The sequence below is a fragment of the Streptomyces sp. NBC_00435 genome, assembly GCF_036014235.1.
In the GTDB taxonomy this organism is placed as follows: Bacteria; Actinomycetota; Actinomycetes; order Streptomycetales; family Streptomycetaceae; genus Streptomyces.
In genome coordinates this window covers 177972-199959 of record NZ_CP107924.1, presented here as the reverse complement: position 1 = coordinate 199959, position 21988 = coordinate 177972, and the positions used below count along the sequence as shown (strand labels likewise).

The 21988-nt window shown below is 69.7% G+C and carries 18 protein-coding genes; 12 read left to right on the top strand and 6 right to left on the bottom strand.

What is annotated here, in order from left to right; translation table 11 throughout:
- Window positions 1-169: 169 nt before the first annotated feature.
- The gene (locus OG389_RS00880) at window positions 170-574 is read left to right on the top strand and encodes a hypothetical protein (protein WP_328296497.1); all 405 of its coding nucleotides are present in this window, start codon (window positions 170-172) and stop codon (window positions 572-574) included.
- A gap of 97 nt (window positions 575-671) precedes the next feature.
- On the top strand, window positions 672-1766 hold the full coding sequence (locus OG389_RS00875) for a C40 family peptidase (RefSeq protein WP_328296496.1): 1095 nt from the start codon (window positions 672-674) through the stop codon (window positions 1764-1766).
- 302 nt (window positions 1767-2068) lie between these two features.
- Here OG389_RS00875 and OG389_RS00870 read toward each other — a convergent pair whose 3' ends face one another.
- A complete protein-coding gene (locus OG389_RS00870; RefSeq protein WP_328296495.1) occupies window positions 2069-3229 on the bottom strand; it encodes a carboxylate-amine ligase in 1161 nt (386 codons plus the stop codon).
- 119 nt (window positions 3230-3348) lie between these two features.
- On the opposite strand from OG389_RS00870, the gene OG389_RS00865 reads away from it, so the two are divergent.
- Both OG389_RS00865 and OG389_RS00860 read left to right on the top strand, forming a co-directional pair.
- Window positions 3349-3858, top strand: coding sequence for a GNAT family N-acetyltransferase (locus OG389_RS00865; RefSeq protein ID WP_328296494.1), 510 nt, complete (start codon window positions 3349-3351; stop codon window positions 3856-3858).
- A gap of 1109 nt (window positions 3859-4967) precedes the next feature.
- On the top strand, window positions 4968-5474 hold the full coding sequence (locus tag OG389_RS00860) for a SpoIIE family protein phosphatase (protein ID WP_328296493.1): 507 nt from the start codon (window positions 4968-4970) through the stop codon (window positions 5472-5474).
- An 801-nt stretch (window positions 5475-6275) separates the two neighbouring features.
- Here the strand turns inward: OG389_RS00860 and OG389_RS00855 are convergent.
- The 3 genes from OG389_RS00855 to OG389_RS00845 form a co-directional block, all read right to left on the bottom strand.
- Complete coding sequence (locus OG389_RS00855) at window positions 6276-6779, bottom strand: hypothetical protein (RefSeq protein ID WP_328296492.1); 504 nt, start codon at window positions 6777-6779, stop codon at window positions 6276-6278.
- Window positions 6780-7567: 788 nt separating this feature from the next.
- Window positions 7568-9082 (bottom strand): hypothetical protein, encoded by a 1515-nt coding sequence (locus OG389_RS00850; RefSeq protein WP_328296491.1) that lies wholly within the window; start codon window positions 9080-9082, stop codon window positions 7568-7570.
- A 380-nt stretch (window positions 9083-9462) separates the two neighbouring features.
- Window positions 9463-10983 carry a cytochrome P450 gene (locus OG389_RS00845; protein WP_328296490.1) on the bottom strand — a complete coding sequence of 507 codons (1521 nt, stop codon included), beginning with the start codon at window positions 10981-10983 and terminating at the stop codon, window positions 9463-9465.
- A gap of 417 nt (window positions 10984-11400) precedes the next feature.
- Here OG389_RS00845 and OG389_RS00840 point away from each other — a divergent pair, with 417 nt between their 5' ends.
- From OG389_RS00840 to rph, 5 genes are all read left to right on the top strand, one after another.
- Window positions 11401-11697, top strand: a complete 297-nt coding sequence (locus OG389_RS00840) for a hypothetical protein (protein WP_328296489.1) — start codon at window positions 11401-11403, stop codon at window positions 11695-11697.
- Window positions 11694-12242 carry a hypothetical protein gene (locus OG389_RS00835; protein WP_328296488.1) on the top strand — a complete coding sequence of 183 codons (549 nt, stop codon included), beginning with the start codon at window positions 11694-11696 and terminating at the stop codon, window positions 12240-12242. Before OG389_RS00840 ends, OG389_RS00835 begins: the two co-directional genes overlap by 4 nt.
- A gap of 609 nt (window positions 12243-12851) precedes the next feature.
- On the top strand, window positions 12852-13139 hold the full coding sequence (locus OG389_RS00830; RefSeq protein WP_328296487.1) for a hypothetical protein: 288 nt from the start codon (window positions 12852-12854) through the stop codon (window positions 13137-13139).
- 115 nt (window positions 13140-13254) lie between these two features.
- A complete protein-coding gene (locus tag OG389_RS00825; protein WP_328296486.1) occupies window positions 13255-14154 on the top strand; it encodes an NAD(P)H-binding protein in 900 nt (299 codons plus the stop codon).
- Between the two features lie 329 nt (window positions 14155-14483).
- Window positions 14484-17069 carry a rifamycin-inactivating phosphotransferase gene (gene rph / locus OG389_RS00820; protein ID WP_328303417.1) on the top strand — a complete coding sequence of 862 codons (2586 nt, stop codon included), beginning with the start codon at window positions 14484-14486 and terminating at the stop codon, window positions 17067-17069.
- A 98-nt stretch (window positions 17070-17167) separates the two neighbouring features.
- Here the strand turns inward: rph and OG389_RS00815 are convergent, their stop codons facing one another.
- The gene (locus tag OG389_RS00815; protein WP_328296485.1) at window positions 17168-17389 is read right to left on the bottom strand and encodes a DUF7489 domain-containing protein; all 222 of its coding nucleotides are present in this window, start codon (window positions 17387-17389) and stop codon (window positions 17168-17170) included.
- Window positions 17390-17645: 256 nt separating this feature from the next.
- Between OG389_RS00815 and OG389_RS00810 the strand changes: the two genes are divergently transcribed.
- The 3 genes from OG389_RS00810 (at window position 17646) to OG389_RS00800 (ending at window position 20951) form a co-directional block, all read left to right on the top strand.
- Window positions 17646-18206, top strand: coding sequence for a hypothetical protein (locus OG389_RS00810; RefSeq protein ID WP_328296484.1), 561 nt, complete (start codon window positions 17646-17648; stop codon window positions 18204-18206).
- 577 nt (window positions 18207-18783) lie between these two features.
- A complete protein-coding gene (locus tag OG389_RS00805; protein WP_328296483.1) occupies window positions 18784-20229 on the top strand; it encodes an aromatic amino acid ammonia-lyase in 1446 nt (481 codons plus the stop codon).
- Between the two features lie 371 nt (window positions 20230-20600).
- Complete coding sequence (locus OG389_RS00800; RefSeq protein WP_328296482.1) at window positions 20601-20951, top strand: VOC family protein; 351 nt, start codon at window positions 20601-20603, stop codon at window positions 20949-20951.
- A 35-nt stretch (window positions 20952-20986) separates the two neighbouring features.
- On the opposite strand, the gene OG389_RS00795 is transcribed toward OG389_RS00800, so the two are convergent.
- Window positions 20987-21775, bottom strand: a complete 789-nt coding sequence (locus OG389_RS00795) for a GNAT family N-acetyltransferase (RefSeq protein WP_328296481.1) — start codon at window positions 21773-21775, stop codon at window positions 20987-20989.
- Between the last annotated feature and the right edge of the window lie 213 nt (window positions 21776-21988).

The window sequence follows — 21988 nt, the reverse complement described above, 5'->3', positions numbered from 1 at the left end:
TCGGCGGCCGCAGCCCCGGCCATGCCCGCACACCGTCAGCAGGCCGTGCCCGCCGGGAAGTCGGGCCGCATCCGGCAGCAGTTCGGCGGATCCCGGAATGTTGCCGCCTGTGGTGATTGGTCATTCGTATGCGGAACTCGTGCTGGTGGGGAGGAGCGGCGCTGTGGTGATGTCGGAGAGGGAGCGCCACGTCGGGTTCACCGCGCTCGCGGGGACGCTCCTGCAGGGCTGTAGTTGGTGGGCCGTCTGGTCCGGGTACACGGACGCGGGCCTTGCTCTGTCGTTCCTGTCCGGGAGCGTCGTCCTGTCCAGCCTTTGGCGATCGGGTGCTCTGGACCGCACCCCGGCCGCGGAGCCCGTTCCGGACAGCCCACCGCGTCCGGCTGTCTCGCCCGGGGAGAAGGCGGATCAGGAGCGCTCGTTGCGGCTGCTGAAGGCGATCGACGAAGCCGCCGCCGACGGGTCCGGGGAGCCGGGGGAGCTGTCGGAGTTCGAGCGGATCGTGCTCTACGGAGTTGCCGATCTACCCGGCCGGGAGTACCCGCCGCCGGGCCATGGATACCCGCGTCTGTGAACTGGACACCGGTCCGGGCTGTCCGCCGGTCCGATTCAGCCGCATCGTAGGCCGATCGGTCTCTGGTCCGGTGCGGCTCGCGCAGGACAATCGTCGTATGCCCCTCTCGAATATCGCGCTTCCCGTTGCCATCGGCGCCGCAGTGGCCCTGGTTCCTCTGGCGCCCGACGTCTCGGCCGCAGGTGTCTCCCCTTCGGCGGCCTCGGCCGCCTGCAAGGGCGCCAGGACCTGCTACGTGGACGTGTCCGTCGCCCAGATCTGGGTGAGCCCCGACCAAGTACGGACGGTGGACGCGAAGGCCCTCACCAACCCGGCTGACATCCGGGGCTGGTTCGCGGCGATGGCCCACGACATCAACCTGCGTCGAGATGTTCCGGGTGAGACGCAGGCCCTGTACGGCGGCAGGGTCACCGTGGTGGACACGACGACCAAGGACGGCGTGCTCTGGGACAAGGTGCTGGTCCACGGCCAGCCCACGCCCAGGGATGCGGCCGGCTACCCCGGCTGGATGCCCGACCGGCAGCTGACGAAGCTCCGGAAGAAAGCCCCGTCCGGCACGACCGCGGAGCGCGTCACCGGCCCGACAGCCCGGGGCTACGCCTCTCGTCGGGCACTGGCAGCGGGGGCTCGGTCCAAGGGAGGAACCGAGTACTCGTTCAACACGGAGTTCGCCGTGAAGCCGGTCGCGGGCGTCCCGTCCGTGGTGGAGGCCCGGGCCAACGACGGCACCCCGATCTACTTCGAGCGCGGCGACCTTGCCAAGGTCCCGACGTCCGGCGTGACAGGCGACGAAGTCGTCGCCGAAGCACGTAAGTTCCTGGGTCTGGAGTACCTGTGGTCCGGCACGGCCGGGTTCGGCTACGACTGCTCCGGCCTGACGAGCCAGGTGTACTCCGCCCTCGGCATCACCATCCCGCGCGACAGCCAGCCGCAGTTCGACGCGGGCGGCGGCGCGGCGCCCGCCGGCTCTGCCGAGGGCGAACGCATCACGTCGCCGACCGACCTCCGGCCCGGTGACGTCGTGGGCTTCGGCAGCAGCACCTCGAGCGTCACCCACGTGGGCATCTACGTCGGCACGAACGAGAAGGGCGAACCGATGATGATCAACTCGCCCAAGACCGGGGAGAGGGTGCGGGAGGAGCCACTGACGAACCGCCCGTTCGTGGGGGCCACTCGCTTCATCGGCTCCTGAAGTCGGGCCCCGGCGCACTAACGGCGGCGGCCATCTGGTGCTCCAACGGCGCCTGGACAGCCACCAGTGGGCAGGTGTCCGCCTTCAGCGGCAGCGGCAGGGCGTACACCCTGGCCGTACAGGGCGACGGGAACCTGGTCCGGTACGTGGGGGCACGGCAACTGGGGCTACCACGCCGTGTCCACCAGCCCGTCGCTCGTCGTCCGCGGCCGCGACGGCCACACCGTCCGGTCAACGCCCGGCAGTCGCTCCCGGGCCGCGGGTCGGTGGTCAGTTCCTTGCGTTAACCCTCGAAGTTCCTGTCAGGCCTGGGCCACGGCGCGCGCAAGGCCGTCCACCACGCCCTCCAGGCTTCCGGAGCGGCGGTGGTCCGCTCTTTGCTGCGCCGCCCCGGTTCCTTCGGCGCGGACGCGGTCGAGCTGGGAGTCGACCAGGGACAGGTCCCCCGCCGCGTCGAGTCCCGGGGCGGCGCTTTCCCGGAGCCGGGCGACCAGGCTCCAGGCCGGGACGGAGGCGCCGCTGAGGGCATCGAGGCCTTCGCCGTCCAGGCCGTGGGCGGCCGCGCGCCGGTGGGCCTCGCGGAGCCTGTCCGGCCGCGGTTGAGGGGTCGGGGCGCCGGCGGCCGACTCCGTACGGAAGGTGGCGGCGAGGCCCCGTACGAGGACCGCCAGAAGGACGACGGTGTCGATCTCGGCGTTAACGTCGGCGACGCGGATCTCCAGGGTCGGTACGTGCTCCGAGGGTCGGGCGTACCAGTAGATCATCCGCCGGTCCAGCACCGCTCCGCTGCGCACGAGCTCGTCGGCGCAGCGATCGTACGCCGCCTCGTCGAGCAGCGGCGAGGGCCCGACCGTGGGCCAGCGGGCGTGCTCGACGGCGCGCCAGCTGGCGTAGCCGGAGTCCCTGCCCCGGTCGAAGGGGGAATTGGCGGCGAGGGCCTGGAGCGAGGGCAGCCAGGGGCGCATCCGGTTGGCGAGGTCGAGGGCCTGCGCACGATCGCTCACTCCGATGTGGACGTGACATCCGCACACGGCCTGGTCGTAGGCGCCGAGGACCGAGGCGTAGCGCGAGGCCATCCGCCCGTAGCGCTCGTCGCGGGTGACCGTCAGGGGATGCTCCGGAGGGATGACGGGGGTTCCGGCGGCGAGCAGCAGACATTCCTCGGCAGCCGCGGCGCGTGTCAACTCGTCCCGCAGCCCGGCCAACTGCGCGCGCAGCGCGCCCGGACTCGCCGTGGGGCTGGTGCACACTTCCACCTGGGCGGTGAAGAACTCCGGCTGCACCAGCGGGCCGAGGGTGCGCGCGGCGGCTTCTATGACTCGGGGGCCACGCCCCACCGGGGCCCGGGTGCGGCGGTCGACGAGGAGGAACTCCTCCTCGACGCCCATCGTCATCATCGCCGTGACGCGTGAGGGGGCTGCGCCTTCTGGTTCGGCCGAGCGCGGGGATACGGTCAGTGCCATCGGAGGGCCCCTCCGTCGTTCGAGGCCGATCGCGAGGGATCTCGCGGACTCGGCTGTCGAAGGGCGCCTACCCCCCGGACCGCCGCTCACGCAGTGGTCCGGCCGGCAGTAAGGAGAGAATGAAAGTGATCACCACGGAACGCCTCCGCCTGCGCCCGCTCACGGAGGCCGATACTGACTGGTGGGTGCGCCTGCACGCCGACGCCGAGGTCAACCGGTTCGTCGGCAGCTACACCGGCGCGCAGGCCGCCGCCCGCCTGCACGCCATCCAGCAGCAATGGACCACCCGCGGCCACGGCCTGTGCGCCGTCGAGCTGCGCAGCACCGGCGAGGTCATCGGGCGCAGCGGCCTGAACTGGTGGGAGGAGTTCGGCGAGACCGAGATCGGCTGGACCTTCGCCCGCCCGCACTGGGGCCGGGGATACGCGACGGAAGCGGCCCGTGCCGTCCTCGCGTGGGGCTTCGGCCCGCTGGGGCTTGGGCAGATCACCGCCATGATCCACCCCGACAACACCGGCTCGGCGGCCGTTGCCCAGCGCCTGGGATTCACGCGCTTGCGCGAGGACACCGTCCTCGGCCGCCCCTGCACCGTCCATGCCCTGACCAGGGCGGACCAGCCGTCCCGCTGACGACGCGGACCGGCCCGTGCGCGGCGGGTGACCGTGGAATCCGGTGTACGGGTATGCCCGCCCACTTCGACGGCAGGCAGGGGCCGTGATGACGTCGCCCCGCCGTCGGCGTGCCCGAACCCGACGGAGCCACGGGCGGGGCCACGGACCGCTGACGAGCCGCGTTCGGAGCGGTGGACCTGGCCGCCGACATCGTCAACGCCGCCGTCGGAGCCGTGGTCGTCGAGGTCCCCGAAGGGCATGACACGGCGGAGCCTCCCGGGCCTCGACGGCCTCCCGGGCCCGGCGGGTCCGCCGCGGGTCCGCCGCCCTCCTGGCAGCCGAGAGCGCCGGCGAGGCCGTCGCCACCCTGTTGGAGGGAGACCGAGACCGCTGGGCGTACGGTCCGTGTTCCTCTGGCGGCGTACGGAGAGCGACTGCCTGGCCCTCGTCGGGCAGGCCGGGCCAGCCGCCAGGAGGCCGCGCACTGGCAGTGGGTCCCGCCGGAGGGCGGGGCCCACTGCACGGAGGCGGTGGCCGGCGGCGCCCCCGTCTGGCTGCCCGCGGGCCTCGCCACCGGCCCGGCGCGCCTCCCCGGGGCCGTCGCGGAGGGCGCCCGCGCACTGCTTCCCGTACGGGCGCGGGGCCAGGTCGCGGGACTGTTGCGGGCGGCGTGGGGTACACCCGACCCGCTCGAAGGCCCGCTCCGCAGGGCCCTGGGCGACCTGTGCGAGCCCGCGGCCCGCATCCCGGACTGGGAGGCCGACGGGCCGGGGGGACCGCGCATCGTGGCGGGGCTGCCGGATCTGCTCCAGCAGCCGCGCCAAGGTCATCCTGGGCACCGGGCGGAAGCCTGCCGAGGGCTGGAGCGTCGAGTACGTCCACGACGCCGGCGGGAGAGCCCGGGGCGCCGTCCCGCGGGACCGTGCGGACGACAGCCCGGTCCTGGGCCGCGTACTGGGCCGCCACGAGCAGGTCGCCTCCTTCGACGGCGATCTCCGGATGGGCCGCACCCTGTGGAGCGAGCAGGCAGCCGCCACCTTCGGCCTGGACCGCACGGACGCGCCTGTGCCCCGCGCAGGATCGGCGCGCGGCTGCACCGGGAGGACGTCGGCGCGCCGCAAGGGTTGATGCCCGCGCTGACCCATTGGCACGCGGGCGCACACGCACTGCTACGGGTCGTCCGCGAGGACGGCGGCGTCCGGCACGTCCGGATCACGGCCGAGCCGCTCCTCGACGCAAGCGCGCTGACCGGACTGGCCGGCGTGTACCAGGAGGTCTCCGCCCAGCGCCGCACCGAACTGGCGCCGACCGCGAGCTTCGACCGGCTCAGCGCCGCGCATGCGAGGGCGGCGCCGCGCATCCGGGTCGTCCGCCAGCTCCAGGGGCGATCGTCCCCGAGGCACCCGCGCTGGAGGCCGCGCCAGGGCTGGAGATCGCGGCCCGCTACCGACCGCGGCCCAGGAGTACCGGGTGGGCGGGGACTGGCCCAACGGCCAGCCGCTGCCCGCGGACGGGGCCTGGTGACGGCCGGGGACATCGCCGGGCACGGCATCGACGCCGCGACCGGCATGGTGGCGCTGCGCAACGCACTGCGCGGACTGGCCTTCGCCGGGCGTACCCCGGGCCGGGGCTGATGGCGTGGCTCAACGAGGTGGCCCTGCACACCACCGGCCTGCCCACCCACCGCAGCTGCTGCTGCAGGAGGGGAGCGGGTTGTGTTCTGGGGGAGCCCGCACAACATCCTGCCCGGGGCGGTGCCCGCGGCCTCGCAGACGAGGAGACGCAACATGCTCGGAGCGCCGGGGATCACCGGCGGCACCGGTACCACCGACGCCCACAGCCCGCGCGGCACTCATCCCTCCACGCCCCGGCCGCAGCACCGCCTACCCGTGGAAGCCCAGCACCCCGCGGTCACGGATCTCCGCCCTTCCGCGGCCGGCTCGTCCGTGACCAGCCGGCGGAGCAGGCGCCTGGTCCGCCGGCTGGTCAGTCGAGGTTGAACGGGTCCCACGCGGGTGCTGGCTGGTACCCGGCGCGGAATGCCGACCCGGCACCGTGGCGAGAGCGGCTGGAACCAGACGGTTTTCACGTCCGTCCCGCGGCCCGGAAATTCTCCGTGAGTCCGCCGAGCTGACCGTAGGACACGGTGACCCCGGGTTCATCGGAGCACGGGAACCATTCGAAATCGACCGCCATTCTCCCTGGGTGAAGCCGACCGATTCGGCCATTGGAGCGAGGAGATCGTCTGCCGTCTCCACTTACTGGGAGAACTCGACCACGGTCACATGTTCCTCGGACTGAACGAGCAAGACGAACCGTATATCGTGGCCGACTGGCCAGCCCGATTCAGCCAAATGCCCGAAACCACGGAGAAGCTCATCCTCGGAGAGTCGAAGTGATGACCGGGTGCGGCCGCAGGATCACCGCGGTTGGGATTACAGGGCGATGGGGTTCCAGGTCAGCTCGCGCTGGAACCCGTGGCGCCAGCCCCGGGTACGGACCGGGTCGGTGCGCGGAACGTCCTGGTCGCCGGGGGACTTGGCGTCGACGTTCTGGCCGCTGTCGGAGAAGGACTGCAGAGCCGCGGCGCCCCAGCCCTCCTCGCTGCCCCAGGACCACAGCTCACCGTTGATGCCGAGGGGAGAGGTACCGGAGTCCTCCATCACCACGAGCCCCTCATTGCCTCCGGTGTAGGCCATCACCTGGTCCTTGGCCGGGTTGTAGAGGGTGAACTGGGAGTTGGCGCCCCACTGCCTCCAATTGCAGTACCCATCGGCGGTCAGGAGCGGCTTCAGGTGCAGGTACTGGTCCTCGGCACTGGCGCAGAGCTTGTAGCCGCGGAACGCGCCACTCTGGATCACGATCTTCGACGTCGCGGCCGACGCCGGAGCAGCGGGCAGCGCCAGGCAGGCCCCGGCGACAGCCGCGACAGCGAGCACGGCACGTAAGCCCCGCCCAGCACGGGATCGCGTCCCGAACAGGGAGGGGGAAGGGGAAGGGGAATCAGACGTGGACCGGGTCATATCAACAACTCCTCATCGACCGCCGCCCCAGGGGACGGCGGCAGCATGTGCGGCACAGGCATGACGAATACAGTGCGGTCTTCAACAGCAGAACGTCCTTGAAGAACAGGCCTGGAGCAAGGTGCCTGCAATCCCTGCGCCTGAACGGCCCCTTCTGCAACTCTCGGTCTGCAAGGACGTGGAAGTCAGGCGATCTTGCACGCCGACGAGATGAACGCCCAGGACACCGAAGGGACCCCGGCCGATAAATATCCCCGAACCGAACACCCATCAGGCCGGGACGAACAGATGAAACGCCCTGGCCACGTCACCGTGTCACCAACAGCCACAGCTCACTCACCCCGAGTTTCGAAAACCATGGCAGTGAAGACAACTTGGCGCATACTCACGAAATCCAAGGCATCGGAACCGCCGAACAGGACCCAGCGTGTCGAGCGGCACCCCGCCCCTCCACGCCCGCACACGGAGACCCGGCGATCACCCAGGAGTGCCCGAGCGCCTGAGGTCAGGGGGCGCCTCGCAGCCGCCGTTGTCGGCGCGCCCTTGACCGGCTGAGTTTGCGCACGTTCAACAAGTACATCTACGAGCGGGACCGTTGGCCGCTCTGGCCAACGGTCCCGCTCAGTCACGGCCAGCGGTTCAGAGAGAGGCGTTAGATGACCTCTGCTTCCCTCGCCTGCGGGCCCCTCTGCCCCAGGGCCCGGTCAACAGGTCCGCGCGGCCTGGCCGGTGCCTTCGCGTAGGCGCCTCCCTGCGGCTGCCGTGTCGCAGAGTCCACCGAGGACGAATGCCGCGACCAACGGCAGGCACAGCGCGCGGTAGGCGTCTTGCACCTCATGTCCCGCCAGGTCGGCTGCCATGACCGTGCCGAGCATCGCCCGTGTCTTTGCTGCGAGTTCCGCAGGGCTTCCCTGACCCACGATCAGTGAGGAGAGTTCGCGGGTGTGGGCGAGGGTTTCCGTGCACGAGGCGATCGCCCCTATCCGACCGGCGCGTTCCAGGAGTGCTTTCGCCGCCTGTCGCCAGGTCGTGATGCCGCCGGTGTGCTCGGCTGTGATCTCGCCCAGCGTGAGGAGTGCGACGACGGCGTCCGCGTACGGCACGGACGATGTCGCGGCTTCGATCACCGCCGCGCATTCGGCATGCAGGGCCGTCAGGAACATAGGGGAGGCCGTGCCTGATGGCGGAGCCAGACCGTCGACTTCCATCACGCGTTCCCAGGCGCGGTAGCGGCCCGTACCGAACATCCAGGCAATGACGCCGTACGGCACCCTCACGGCATCGTCGGCACCGGGGTCTCCGGCGGCGGCAACCGTCGGCGCTGCCACGAGGACGTCCGCGACGAAGCGGCCGGACAGGCCGCTGTCCGCCGTCGGCGTCGTCTCGGTGTGCGCCGCAATGTTGAGGACTTCCATTTCCCGCTCGTCGGTTGCCATGTCGACGATGTCGTGCGCCATGCAGCCGCACAGGCTCAGGTCGTCGAGGTACCCCGCGGGGTACCTCGATGCGGTGCGGGGGTTGATCTCCATGTAAGCGTCGGTACCGAAGTCGGCGACCCGCGCGCAGACGAGCGCGTCGAGCGTCCGCCCCGCGCGCAGGTGAACCAGGGAGGTCGCGTAGTCGGCCAGTGTCGCGTCGGCAGGTCGTATCAGCAGCGAGCGTGCCTTGACCATGTTCCCGTTGAGGATCAGTCGACGTGACCACAACTCGCCGACCGACCTCAGCGTCTCGGCCACCGCTTCCTTACGCGTGTGCGCTTCGGCTTCGCGGCGCCGGCCCTCCCCGGCTGATGTGCGCCGTGCCTCCGGTGCGTAGTCGTCGCACACGACGCCGCACATGTACCTGCAGATGAGGTCACGCGTACCGGCTGGCGCGTGTCCGCCGAGCAGGAGCAGACTCGCGCCGAGCGCGGTCCAGGCGCCCTCGCCCATGGTCGAGGCCATCTCGGACGCACCGTACGCCTCGTAGACGGCGCTCAGCCCGGGGGACATCGGATCCTGAACCCGGTGGACGTACTTCGTCGTCGGCGCGGCTCCACCGGCGGTTCCACGCGCCGCCTTGCGTGCATACCACTCCCGTACCGCGGCTTCGGCGCGCAGCACCCCGAGCGCGTTCCCCGCCATGCCGTCCGACGCGGGATCATCAGGGCGCAGAAGCAGTCCCCGTGCGAGCTCCGTGTAGGCCTCCGCACGTCCCCGCTCGTCCGCCGTCAGTTGCACGGCCTGTCCAGTGCCCGCGGAGTCGGCGCAGAGATCCAGCAGGATCGTACGCGGACCGGCTTGGCAGCGTGCTGCAACGCTGTCTTGCGCAGAGCTGGTTCCGCAGGCGCAGATGCCCGTGGCATCCGAGAGAGGGGACCAGGGAACTCCACCCGGTCCGGCCGGTGCCGAGCGCACATGTGCACGGACGCTGTCGGCGGGCATGACCAGCGTGCGGCCCCTCGGCGTCCTGGCGACGAGTGCGCCCTCCCCGGCTCCGGCAACGGACGTCAGCCCATGCGCCGTGAAGGGTCCCTCGAAAGAGAACTCGTACACGCCGTCGCGGAAGACCCTGCGGCAGTGTGTCGCCACACGGTACCGCTGCGTCTCAACAGTCATGGTCACGCGGCCTCCTCCCCGACGCTGCTGTGCGTCGTCCCGGTCACCGGACAGTGGTTCTCGGCGGCGGCCCGTTCAGGCACGTCGGAGAGGGCGGGCGGTACCGTCACCACCGCACGCTCGTCTGTCCCCGTCGATTCGTCACTTGTGCGCGGCACCGCGTCCGTGCCGGGTTCCACAGCGTCGTTCCACGTACGCCGGTACGCCCGCATCGACAGGGACAGCGGTCCAAGACTGATGCGCGCCTTGGGGTCGGGAATCCTGCCGACTGCCCGCAGGTCCCACCGCGAGACAATCGAGGCCAGGATGAGAACGGCTTCGGCCATGCCGAACGCATCCCCCAGGCACTTGCGCGCACCGCCCCCGAAGGCAACGTACGCGGTGCGCGCGCGCTCGGCGGCTGGACCGGGAAGCCAACGGTCGGGATCGAAACGAGAGGGGTCGGGGTAGAGGTCCGCACGGCGGTGGATCATGTACGGGCTGTAGCTCACGCTGGACCCGGCGGGAATGCGGCACCCGCCGAGCTCCGTGTCGACGGTGGCCACCCGGGTGACGAACCACCCTGGAGGGTACAAGCGCTGAGCCTCAGTCAGGACGCGGCGTGTCAGGTCCAACCGGGGTACATCGGCCCAGTGCGCGATGCGGCCACCGAGTACGCCGTCGACCTCACCGCGCAAGCGTTCCAGCACCTCCGGGTGAAGCGCCAGCAGCCGTAGCACGGAGACCAACAAGGCGGCCGTCGTCTCAAACGCGGCGACGATGAGATTCACAACCTGATCGTGGATCTCCGCATCGTCCAGCGGCCGGCCCTCGTCATCGCGCGCCGCCAAGAGCGCCGACAACAGATCACCGCGATCGGCCTCGTCGCGCCGGAAGTCCTCCACATAGTCGGCCACGGCGGAGCGAATGCGCGCCCTCGCGCGCTGCGCCCTCCGATTGCCCGGCGTGGGCAGTTTCGACAGCAGGGCCAGTGGCGCAAACATCTCGCGGTAGATACCTCGGACCACGTCGTCGAGCGAAGTCTCCACGGTGAAGCGCACCTCGTCGGAGTCGCCCGTGAACAGCGTGCTGATCACGATGCGTCCCACCAGGGCGCCCATCTGCGCGGGCACGTCGAGGACGCGGCCCTCGTGCCAGCCGTCCAGGATCAGCCCGATCTGCCTGCTCATCACCTGCGCGTACGCCGGGAACCGGTCACGGTGGAACGCGGGCTGCAACAGCCGCCGCTGCCTGCGATGGTCCTGGCGCGGGCACGCCACGATGCCGTTCCCGAACACCGCCCTGGCGCTGTCGAAGAGGACACCGCCTTTGTCGAAGGTGGTGTCGTCGACCAGGACCCGGTGAACCAGGTCGGGGTGGCAGACCATGTAATTCGGTGTGGAGCCGAGCCGGAGCTCGACCACATCACCGTGGGCGGGCATCGCCGCCAGGAAGTCCAGCGGCTTCCAGCTCAGTCGCAGCGCATGCCCCACAAGCGGCAGCGCTCCAGGCGCGATAGAACTTTTCCACGGTCGTTCAGTCATCTTTGGCGTGCTCTCGTGTATCGGCGGAACTCAGGCGGACAACTGCGCGGCACAGGTGCCTCCTCGGCCTGCTGGGACAATTGCTGTCCAGCGAGGGGTTGGCTGAGTTCGGCGACGAAGGTGTCCTTTGATCATCAGTGTGGTCGCCCGCCCGATACGGAAATCACCCCATTGGCGTTCCAGCCACGACATGGGCTGAAAAATCCCCCCACCGGGACGCACCCACTGAGAACCCACCCGAGTTCTCGGGGGCTGCCGACCGGGACGACCTCAAACCGGAAGCGGTCATCAAGGACACGGCAACTTGCCAGTGATCTCCGGTTCGTCGCCTGTCGCGGTAAATACCGGATTACTGCGGCAGAGCCCCCACCGTGATCATCGTGACCTGCGGCGAGGCGTTCCGGCCGCAGGGGCGAGATGGACGCCGACACCGTCAACCGGGAGCTGCCCGTCGCGCGCAAGGCGATCGGCTGGTGGCAGCGCCAGGGCTGGATCGAGCGGGCGTTGTGGTTGGTGGCGGAGTCCTGTTTCCTCGTCCGGGAGAACTCGCTCCTCGCAGAGGCTTCCGCCGATAAGGTCGGTGCAGCTCGTGCCGGCATGGGTGGTACGGGCTGTCCGCACCGTGGCCCGACGCGTCGACAGCGAGATCCATGGCCAGCTGACGCCGACGGTCGCGCAGGTCTGTGTTCCGCCGACACCGAGGAGGCTCAGTGACATCGTCCTACGACCCTCAGTACGCTCCGGCCGGCGATGTGGGTATGGCGCTCATGGTGATCGACTCGCGCCTCAAGGCGATCTACGACGACAAGGCCGGGCCCGGAGTCGAGCAGCGGCTGCTGACGGAGCAGTTCGTCGCGTCTTTGGATCCGGGGCAGGCCGATGATCTCCTGGACGGCGCGTGCACGCTCATCTACATGTTCATGACGTGGCTGCGGAAGGCACACGAGGAACACGGTAAGGACGTCATCGAGTACGTGGTGCCCAACCTCGTGGCCACCATGGGCACGATGCACCGGAGCGTGCCCCCCGAGGCCATCCCCACCATGGCCGGCCTGGTCATCGCGGCAGGTACGGGCCTGAGTCCCAGCCTGTGGCGCAGGCAGTACGGAGACTGGACCGACAAGGAGATGAACCCCCTGGAGGCCACCGCCATCCTCCTCGCGGAGCACATCAATCGCATGACCGGCGACCCCGCGTTCGCGACCCGCTTGATCACCGAAGCCCTGTCCCGCGCGGAGGAGGATCGGCCCAGCGTGTGATCGCCTCGCGCTCGGCAGGCGACGGGTCCGCCGCCTCGAGAGCGCCCTCCTGGACGGCGGGAGTCGCGACCGCCGTGGAGATTGGCCGCGAGCTGGTTCGCGAGTTGCTGATCCGTCTGCGCCGTGAAGTCCCGCAAGCGGAAGGCGTTGACGTCGAGTGTGCCCTCGCTGACGCGGGTGGTCATCGTCACGGACCCGACCGTGATGCTGTCCAGTTGCGCCTGGGTACCGGGCAGTCCCTGGATTCTGTCCATCAAGGCGTTGGCCAGGGCCACGGAATTCACCTGTGGTCCGGCGATGGACGGCGCGGGCCCTGCTGCTGGCGCAGCGGCGGCCACAGCTGGCAGAGCCAGGGACATGACGGCGGCGGCAACGGCAATGCTCTTGCGCATCGGGCTCCTTGACTGCGAACCGGCAAGACAAGACCCCCAACGATGGGCAGGCGGCCAGGTGACGGCCGGAAACCACGCCCACCAGCGGTGCGAACCCGCTGACGTGACCGCCGTCACGGCGAAGTCGAATCGCTGCCCAGGGGCCGCCGCTGCCCGAGCGCGCCCCGCACCCCGTTCATCCTGTGGTTCTGCGCGTCTTCGGGGTAGGCGGGCGGGCATGGCAGCCAAGCGCGAACTCCCCACATCCTTGCGGGCCGCACGCCAGCTACGCCGTCTGCGCTCCTACTACGCGGCTGGAGCCCTGCTGTGGGCAGCCGCGGCCGGCTGGACGGGATGGCTGGACCCCGGAAGCCGGCAGATGTGGGTCTGCACCCTCCTGCTCACCCTCTTCACCATCCTGCTGGCCGCAGCCACTGACCAGCTGCGGCGCCTCCCACCCGCCCCTCGGCCCACCCACCACGCCGCGCCCCGACGAGCCGTCACCCCGCACCGGGCGAACGCCTGAACCGCGGGCCCTGCAGACCGCCGGACCGGGCATGGCCGATGCGGTCGCTGAAGGCGATCGGCGAGTCGCCCACGACCCGGCCTGGCCTGGAGCGGAGTATCCGAAGGAGGAACCCGTGCAGAAGGAGGAACACATGCGGATCGCCGTCACCACCCCAACGGGCCACGTCGGCCGACACGTCGTCGCGATGCTGGTCCGCGCCGGAGTCCGGCCACGCGTCCTGCTGCGCGATCCCGGCCGGCTGGCTCCCGAGATCCGTGAGGAGGTGGACGCGGTGCCAGTCGACCAGTACGACGCCGACACGGTGGTCGCGGCCACGCGGGACGTCGACGCACTGTTCTGGGTGGACCCGACGAACGGCAGCGAGGATCCCCTCGCCGACTACGCCCGTGCCACCGTCAGCGTGGTCCGCGCCGTCACCGAGAACGGGATCGGCCGGGTCGTCCTCCAGAGCAGCGTAGGAGCGGAGAAGCGGCACGGTGCCGGGGAGATCGATGGCCTGGCGCGCACCGAAACCGCTCTGGACGGCGCCGGCGTAGACGTCACCCACCTGCGCTGCGGCTACTTCTTCACCAATCTCGACCTTCAGCTCGACGCCCTACGAGCGGGCACCCTCCAGGTGATCCTTCCCCTCGACCAGCCCATGGCCTGGGTGGCACCCCGCGACATCGCGGAGGTCGCCGTCACCCGCCTGCTCTCTCCCGCCTGGTCGGGACGGTGCGTGCAGGCGGTTCACGGGCCTGCCGACCTCACCTGGCGGCAGGTTGCCGAAATCCTCACCGCCGCCACCGGTCGGCGGATCGGCGTCGAAAGGATCACCGACGACTCCATGCGCGCCCAGCTCCGCCAGGCCGGGATGACCGACGGATTGGTCGAGGCCGTGCTGGGAATGTCGCCCGGCCTGCGCGAGGACTTCGTGCCGGAACAGCACCGGACCGTCCGGACCACCACCCCGACGACCCTCGCCGCCTGGGCCTACGACGAGCTCCGGCACCGGATTGCCGACGGGGCGTAGGCAATCCGGTGCCGGGCTGGCGGGCCCAGCGTCACGGAGTAGCGCTCGGTGTCGGGGTGCGGAGGTAGGTGTTCCACGGCAGACGTCTCAATCATCGGATGCGCACCACAATGGCACCGCGTCTGGCGCGTAAAACGCACCACATCCACTGGGTGAGGTGGTTGGCGGCCGGAGGTCATCAGCTCGACGGCAAAAAGAAAAGACAAGGAGAGCTCTCTCCTTGCCGCTCTCAACTTATAGCGCACAGGGGGGCTTGCCACAAGGCCCCGGTCGCGGCGCAGAATCATCGATCGAGGCCACAACCTGCGGAACGAGGGCACGACGTGCGTGTGTATGTGTTGGAACTGCATGAGGTCGAGGAGACGCAGGTCGCGGTCGTCGGCGGCAAGGGCGCGCACCTGGGCGGGCTGTCGCGGATCGAGGGCGTAGAGGTGCCCGGTGGCTTCTGCGTGACGACGGACGCCTTCCGGCGGATCATGGCGCAGGCGCCGGAGATCGACGACCTCCTCGATCAGCTGTCGCGCTCGAATCCGGAGGACCGGGAGGCCGTCCGCGGCATCAGCGCGCAGATCCGTCGGACCGTCGAAGGGATCGCCATCCCCGGCGACATCGCCGAGGCGATCAGCCGGGCGCTCGGCCGGTACGGCGAGCGAGCCGCCTACGCCGTCCGCTCCAGCGCGACGGCGGAGGACCTGCCGACGGCCTCCTTCGCCGGCCAGCAGGACACGTACCTGAACGTCGTGGGGCCGCAGGAGATCCTCCGGCACGTCAGCCGCTGCTGGGCCTCGCTGTTCACCGAGCGGGCCGTGACCTACCGCCGGCGGAACGGGATCGACCACCGTACGGTCCAGATGGCCGTGGTCGTTCAGCAGATGGCCTTCCCGCACGCGTCCGGCGTCCTGTTCACGGCCGATCCCGTCACGGGCAACCGGAAGGTCGCCGCCGTGGACGCCGGTTTCGGCCTCGGCGAGGCCCTGGTCTCCGGCCTGGTGAACCCGGACGTATTCAAGGTGCGGGACGGCGAAGTCATCGCCAAGGCGATCGCCGCCAAGCGGAGTGCCGTTCAGGCCCTGCCGGCCGGCGGCACGCGCGAAGTGGCGATCGACTCGCACCGCCAGGAGCAGCCTGCGCTGACGGACGAGCAGGTCGTGCGGCTCGTGCGGCTCGGGCGCCGGATCGAAGCGCACTTCGGCCGCCCGCAGGACATCGAATGGTGCCTGGTCGACGACGGCTTCCAGATCGTTCAGAGCCGGCCGATCACGACGCTGTTCCCGGTACCCGAGAGCGGCGACCAGGAGAACCACGTCTACGTCTCCGTCGGCCACGGGCAGATGATGACCGACCCCATGAGGTCCCTGGGGCTCTCCATGTGGCAGCTGACAGCCATGGTGCCCATGCACGAGGCCGGCGGGAGGCTGTTCGTCGACGTCACCCGGCGCCTGGCCTCGCCCGGGAGCCGTGCCGGCCTCCTGGACGTCCTGGGGAAGGGTGACCCGCTGGTCAGGGATGCTTTGGAGACCGTCCTCGACGACGACTTCGTCCCGTCCCTCCCGGACCCAGATCCCGCCGGCCCCCCGGCCGGCGCCCCGCCCGCCCCGATCGAGACCGATCCGACGATCGTCACCGGCCTGATCGAGCGCAGTCGGGCGTCCGTCGCCGCCCTTGAGCGCGACATCCGGACGAAGACCGGAGCGGAGCTCTTCGACTTCCTGCTGGAGGCCTTCGAGGAGCACAAGCGGGTTCTCAGTGATCCGCTGAACATTCAGGCGATCATGGCGGGTATGGAGGCCACATGGTGGCTCAACGACAAGCTGCGGGAGTGGTTGGGCGAGAAGAACGCGGCTGACACGCTGACGCTGTCCGCTCCCGACAACATCACGTCGGAGATGGGACTGGCGCTGCTCGACGTCGCGGACGTGATCCGTTCACTGCCGGAGGTGGTGGAGTTCCTACGGGGCGTCGAGGACGAGGGCTTCCTCGACGAGCTGGCGAAGCTTCCGGGCGGGACCGGGGCGCGCGACGCCATCGAGGCCTACCTCGACCAGTACGGCATGCGTTGCGTCGGCGAGATCGACATCACGAGGCCACGCTGGCGCGAGCGCCCCAGCACGCTCGTGCCCCTGATCCTGGACAACGTGAGGAACTTCGAGCCGGGCGCGGCCGAACGGCGCTTCGAGCAGGGGCGGCAGAAGGCGCTGAAGAAGGAGCAGGACGTGCTGTCGCGCCTGCGTTCCCTGCCGGACGGGGACCGGAAGGCCGACGAGGCCCAGCGGATGATCGACCGGGTCAGAACCTTCATCGGATACCGGGAGTACCCGAAGTACGGCATCGTCAGCCGCTACTTCGTCTACAAGCAGGCCCTCATGGGGGAGGCCGAGAGGCTCGTGCGTGCCGGCGTGCTCGCCGAGCGGGAGGACGTCTTCCACCTCACCTTCCAGGAATTCCACGAGCTCGTGCGCTCCCACCGGGCGGATGGCCGACTCATCCGGCGGCGCAAGGAAGCGTTCCGCTCGTACCACGCGCTCACTCCGCCCCGGGTGCTCACATCGGACGGTGAGGCCGTCTCCGGGGTGTACCGGCGCGAGGACGTACCGGCCGGTGCGCTGGTCGGCCTGCCGGTTTCCGCCGGGACCATCGAGGGGAGGGCCCGCGTCATCCTCGATCTGGCGGAGGCCGATCTCGAGCCCGGCGACATCCTGGTCACGCCCTTCACCGACCCCAGCTGGTCACCGGTGTTCGTCGCCATCGCGGGCATGGTGACGGAGGTGGGCGGCCCGATGACCCACGGCGCGGTGATCGCGCGGGAGTACGGGCTGCCGGCCGTCGTGGGCGTGGACCGGGCCACCCGGCTCATCCGGGACGGGCAGCGGATCCGCGTGCACGGCACCGAGGGCTACGTCGAGATCCTGCTCTGACCGGCAGGCTCAAGCGGTCGATCAGTGGAGCCAGGGCAGCCGCACGGCCCCGGGGCGTCGAGGAGGGCTCCGACGAGTGGCGGTGGGCCCCGAGCGGGCTACGCCTTGCAGGGGTCTGCGTTCGGCCGTTTGGTGATCCGGTCGCCGACCGCGATCGACTTCCAGAGTGGGCGACTGACCCGGACCTTGACGGATGCGCCGTCCACGAGGCGGACCTCGACGAAGTGGTACATGTTCGAGCCGTCGAGCATGCCCCGGGACCTCCCGGTGACGACGCCTTCCCAGGCATCTTCTCGTCCAGTTGCGTGTGATTTCGACATGATGCGAAGTCTACGGAGAGCGACGAACGCTCCGGCAGGGCCTCGGATCCTGTCGTGCGGAGTACAAATGTCATACGAGGTGCCGGGATCCGTCGGGTCGGCCCGATTGGATCGGGGGACTCCGGGGGAGGTCCCGGAGCGGACCGTTCGGGGCGGAGCGCTCACCCCACCCGTCAAGGTCTACAGCTCAAGGGTCAGTTCGGCAATTCGGAATATGGCTGATTCCTGCCTCTGGGTTTGTGTGCACGGAAAATATATGCATGATCATCACGGCGAGTCTTTTGCCGGTTCGGGAGGGTTCTCGACATCCCGTCCCTGTTGGCTGTTCTTATGGAGAAAAATGTTCAACCGCGTACTATTCCGATCTGCTTCAGTGGCCGTGGCGGCAGCTTCGCTCGGTCTCGTCCTCGCTCAGGGTGCTCAGGCCGCCGAAGCCTCCGGGCCTGCGAATCCTGCGGCTGCTTGCCAGACCCCGGCCTCTCCGTTCAAGGGGGCAAAGCTGGACGGGTTCAAGGCGGAAATGGTGATGAATTTCCCTGCTCACCCCTGCCCCATCTATGCTTGGGTTCTGCGGTTGGATGAGGAGCGCCTCGGCCGTCGGTACTCCGGCGGCGAATTCTTCCTGTACGACCCTGTTGGCAAGGTGAAGTTCGGCGGGTTCCTCGGTGGCGACATCATGACCACTACGGTATCCAAGCCTGAATATGTTTCAGTTTCTCAGGACACCGTTCTCCCCGTGGGGCGCACCGAAGTTCGGTATGGGAACCCGAAGAACCCTGCCGTCGCACGGGTCGTAGCCACTGCCACCCGTGGCTGACCAGGCTTGAAAGTAGAGTTTCTAGCTGGCCGACGCTGCTCGGGCTCGGGCTCGTCACGCTGACAAAGGGCCCCGGTCCGCGAAAACGGGCCGGGGCCCTTCGCATTCGCTGGGACAGCAGAGTCGTCCCCGTACGGCCCTGCCGCTGTTCTGCTCTCGGCCGCGGGTGGAGAACCCGGAGCGCGATCTGCCTTGCGGTGGCGCTCGTAGATCTCCTCGTACCAGTCCGGCGGGTTCTTCTTGAACTTGCGGTGTGGTGGCGCCACGACGCCCCCAACCGGTCTGGGCGCCCAGACCCTGAGAGCCGACGTCGGCGAGGATCTCCACGGCCGGGCCGTCGGCAGGTGCTTGACCAGGCCGCACTGTCGGGCGTGGGTGACGCCGGCGGCGATGGTGCAACCCCGCTCGGTGAGCAGGTCCGCACCTCGCCGATGGCCCGCGTGACCGTGGAGCGGTCGACGTCGAACCAACGGGCCGGCACGTCGTCAGTGAGAGGTGGCGAAATAATCTCGGCGCGGTGATCGGCCTGCCCCGGGTTGCTGACGGCCGAACACCCTCACCAGCGGATGGGAACCTGATGACGATCGCTCACCTCGTACTCGACGGACACTCGCTCAAGCCCTTCCAAGTCTCCGCACTCGCACGAGGGAGCGCCCGTCCTCTGATCGACCCTAAGGCCCGCGCGCAAGTACGGGAAGCCCGGACCGCCGCCGAACGGATCACCGCGCGCCGCCGGGTGTACGGCTACACCACCGGTGTAGGCGCCAACCGCACAGGGTCCGTTCCAGAATCCGCGGTGGACACGTTCGGGATGCGGCTGCTCCGCAGCCACAGCGGGGGCATCGGCCCGGTGGTGCGGGACGATCAGACCCGGGCGATGCTCGTCGTCCGCCTGAACCAGCTGCTGCGCGGCGGGGCGGCGATCAACGTGGCCGTACTCGACCGGATCGCCGAGGCGCTCATCAGCGGCCACCTGCCCACGGTGCACACCCTCGGCGCGATCGGAACCGGAGACCTGTCCGCTCTCGGTGAGCTCGGCCTCACCCTGGCCGGCGAGCTGCCTTGGAGGGGCGGGTCCGGCACCGCCCCGGCACCACTGACGCTGACGCGCTGGGATGCGTTGCCCCTCATGTCCAGTGGAGCCCTGACCATCGGCCAGTCCGCGCTCGCCACCACTGATCTGGGGCACCTGCTCGACAGGGTCCCACTCGTCGCGTCCTTGACCCTGACCGCACTGCGCGGCTCCACCGAGCCGTACGCGAAACATGTGCACGACCTCCGTCCCCACGCGGGTGCTCAGCTGCTCGCAGCACGGATGCGTGAACTGCTGGCTCCTGCGGACTGGACCCCTCCGCTGGTGCAGGACCCCTTCGGCCTGCGCTGCTTGCCACAAGTGCACGGTGCGGCACTGGACGCCTGGTCCTCGCTGGAACAGGTGCTCTCCGTGGAAATCAACGCCGCGGTGGAGAACCCACTGCTCAACGCCGGGGCGGAGGACTACTACCACCACGGTGGCTTCCACCTGGCCCGGCTGGGGCTGGCCCTCGACCAGTTCCGGCTGGGCTTGCTGGGCAGCGCGGAACTCTCCACGACCCGGCTCGGGATGCTGCTCGAACCCGCCTTCACCTCGCTGCCGCCCTTCCTCGCCGATGCCGAGGACGGCAGCTCCGGCCTCATGATCACCGAGTACGCGGCGCAGTCCGCGTTGGCCGAACTGCGCGGCGCGGCACAGCCGGTGACTCTCGGCCACGCGGTCATATCGCGCGGAGTGGAGGAGCATGCGAGCTTCGCCTCGACCGGCGCCCTGCGGCTGCTGGAGACCACGGAGCACTTCGGACTCGTCCTGGCCTGTGAACTCGTCGCGGCGGTCCGGGCACTGCGGATGCGAGGCCTGCTTCCCGCCGGGGAGGGCGAGCTTCAGGATTTCTACGACCGGGCAGCGCAGGCGCTGGACCCGTCCGTAGCCGACCGTAACCTCACATCTGACATCGAGACGGCGGCCTCACTGCTGGCAGGCGAATGACGGGCGGCACCGAAGGGCACTCACACCCGGCTGTTCGGCTGCCCCGTGACCGGCCGCTTCGATGTGAGAGGGCTGATCGCGAGCCGGTCGGAGGTCTGGCGGCGCGGCGGCGCACGTCTGGGACGCCTCCTCGGTGGCGGCCCTGGACGCCATCGGGACGAAGTACAAGCAGCGCGGCAAGAAGGTCGAGATCGTCGGCCTGAACAACGGTCTTGGCGGCCTGACATTGCGAAGTCCCACCGACCGGGACACGTGTCCGTCGAGATCCAACTCATTCGCCGTGTCATCGAACCCAGTCGAAGTCTTTTTGGCCTTGGCGTGCCAGGATCCGGGGACACGACCGCCAGCACGTCGATGGGCAGGAGCCGGCCATGATCAGCGGTGCGCATGTCATCCTCTACAGCCAGGACGCCGAGGCGGACCGTGCCTTCATCCGTGACGTCCTTGCCTTTCCCGGCGTCGACGCGGGCGGCGGGTGGCTAATCTTCAAGCTGCCCCCGGCCGAAGTCGCCGTCCACCCGACCGACGGTCCGCCCCAGCACGAGTTCTACCTGATGTGCGACGACCTTGATTCCCAGCTCGGCGAGTTCCGTGCCAGGGGCGTCGAGATCACCCGCCCGGTCAGCGAACAGCGCTGGGGCAAACTGACCGCGATCCGACTCCCCAGCGGCGCCGAACTTCCGCTGTACGAACCGCTGCACCCCATCGCCCACGGTCTGTGACCCCACAGCACTCAACTCGGTGTCGGGCCGGCGCTCTAGGGGCGCGCTGTGAAAGCGGCCTCTGTGAACCGTGTGACCTCGGTGAAGCCGAGTCGGTGGTAGAGGCCGATGGCGGTGGCGTTGTCCGCGCGGACGTTGAGTCCTATGTGGTCCACACTCGCTCCCAGCTGTCGGCACAACGCGGCGACGCAGGCGCCGCCCGCGCCTTGACCGCGTACCCGCGGATGCGTGGCGACGTTCCCGATCGCGGCGACCCGGTACACGGCCGAGTGGACGTGCACGCCCGCCACGGCGATCAGCTGCCCGGCCTGGCGGACACCGATGTACTGGCCGGTGTCGAGCATCCGGTGGTCGAACCAATTGCCCGGGTACGCCTTCTCGAACAGATCGAGGAGCTCTGGCAGATCATCCCGGGACAGCGGAGCGGGCCGCCACGGGCCGACCGGATACCGCTCGGCCCGTCCGGGCTCGGTCAGCACCATCCGCAGCAGCGTGCCGTGCGGCCGGACGTCGTACGCGGACTCCAGAACCTTCCCGGCGCTTCCGGTCAGGTGCGCGAGGAAGCGTCGGGGGAGTACGGGCAGCATCGCCTCGGCCAGCTCCTCCAGAGCGGAGTCCTGCCCAGGCCGGGCGAAGCCCAACAGCGTCGGCATGCTGCCGACCGCGTACAGCAGTGCCACGGGCCCGTCCTGGGACATGGTGTACCAGCTGGTGTGGGGCCACAGCAGGTCGTCGAGGTCGCCGAGTTCCATCAGGTGCATGGCCGGATCCCGCCCGAAGCGGGTGGCCAGGGCTGATCGGTCGTGAAGGCTGCGCAAGATCACGTCCCCAGGGTACGGCGTCCCACCCCCGTCCGACGGCGAGGGTGCTACCGCGTCTCAACGACGGCGATGCCGGTGCCCGACCCGCCCGCGGCCCTACCCAGACGTCGCCCAGGTGCCAGCCGAGGCCAAAACCATCGGCTGACGCAATCAGCGACTCCGGGCCCGGCCCCGTGCCCCGCCCGTGCCTCACCGCCGCCGACCCATGCTCAACCT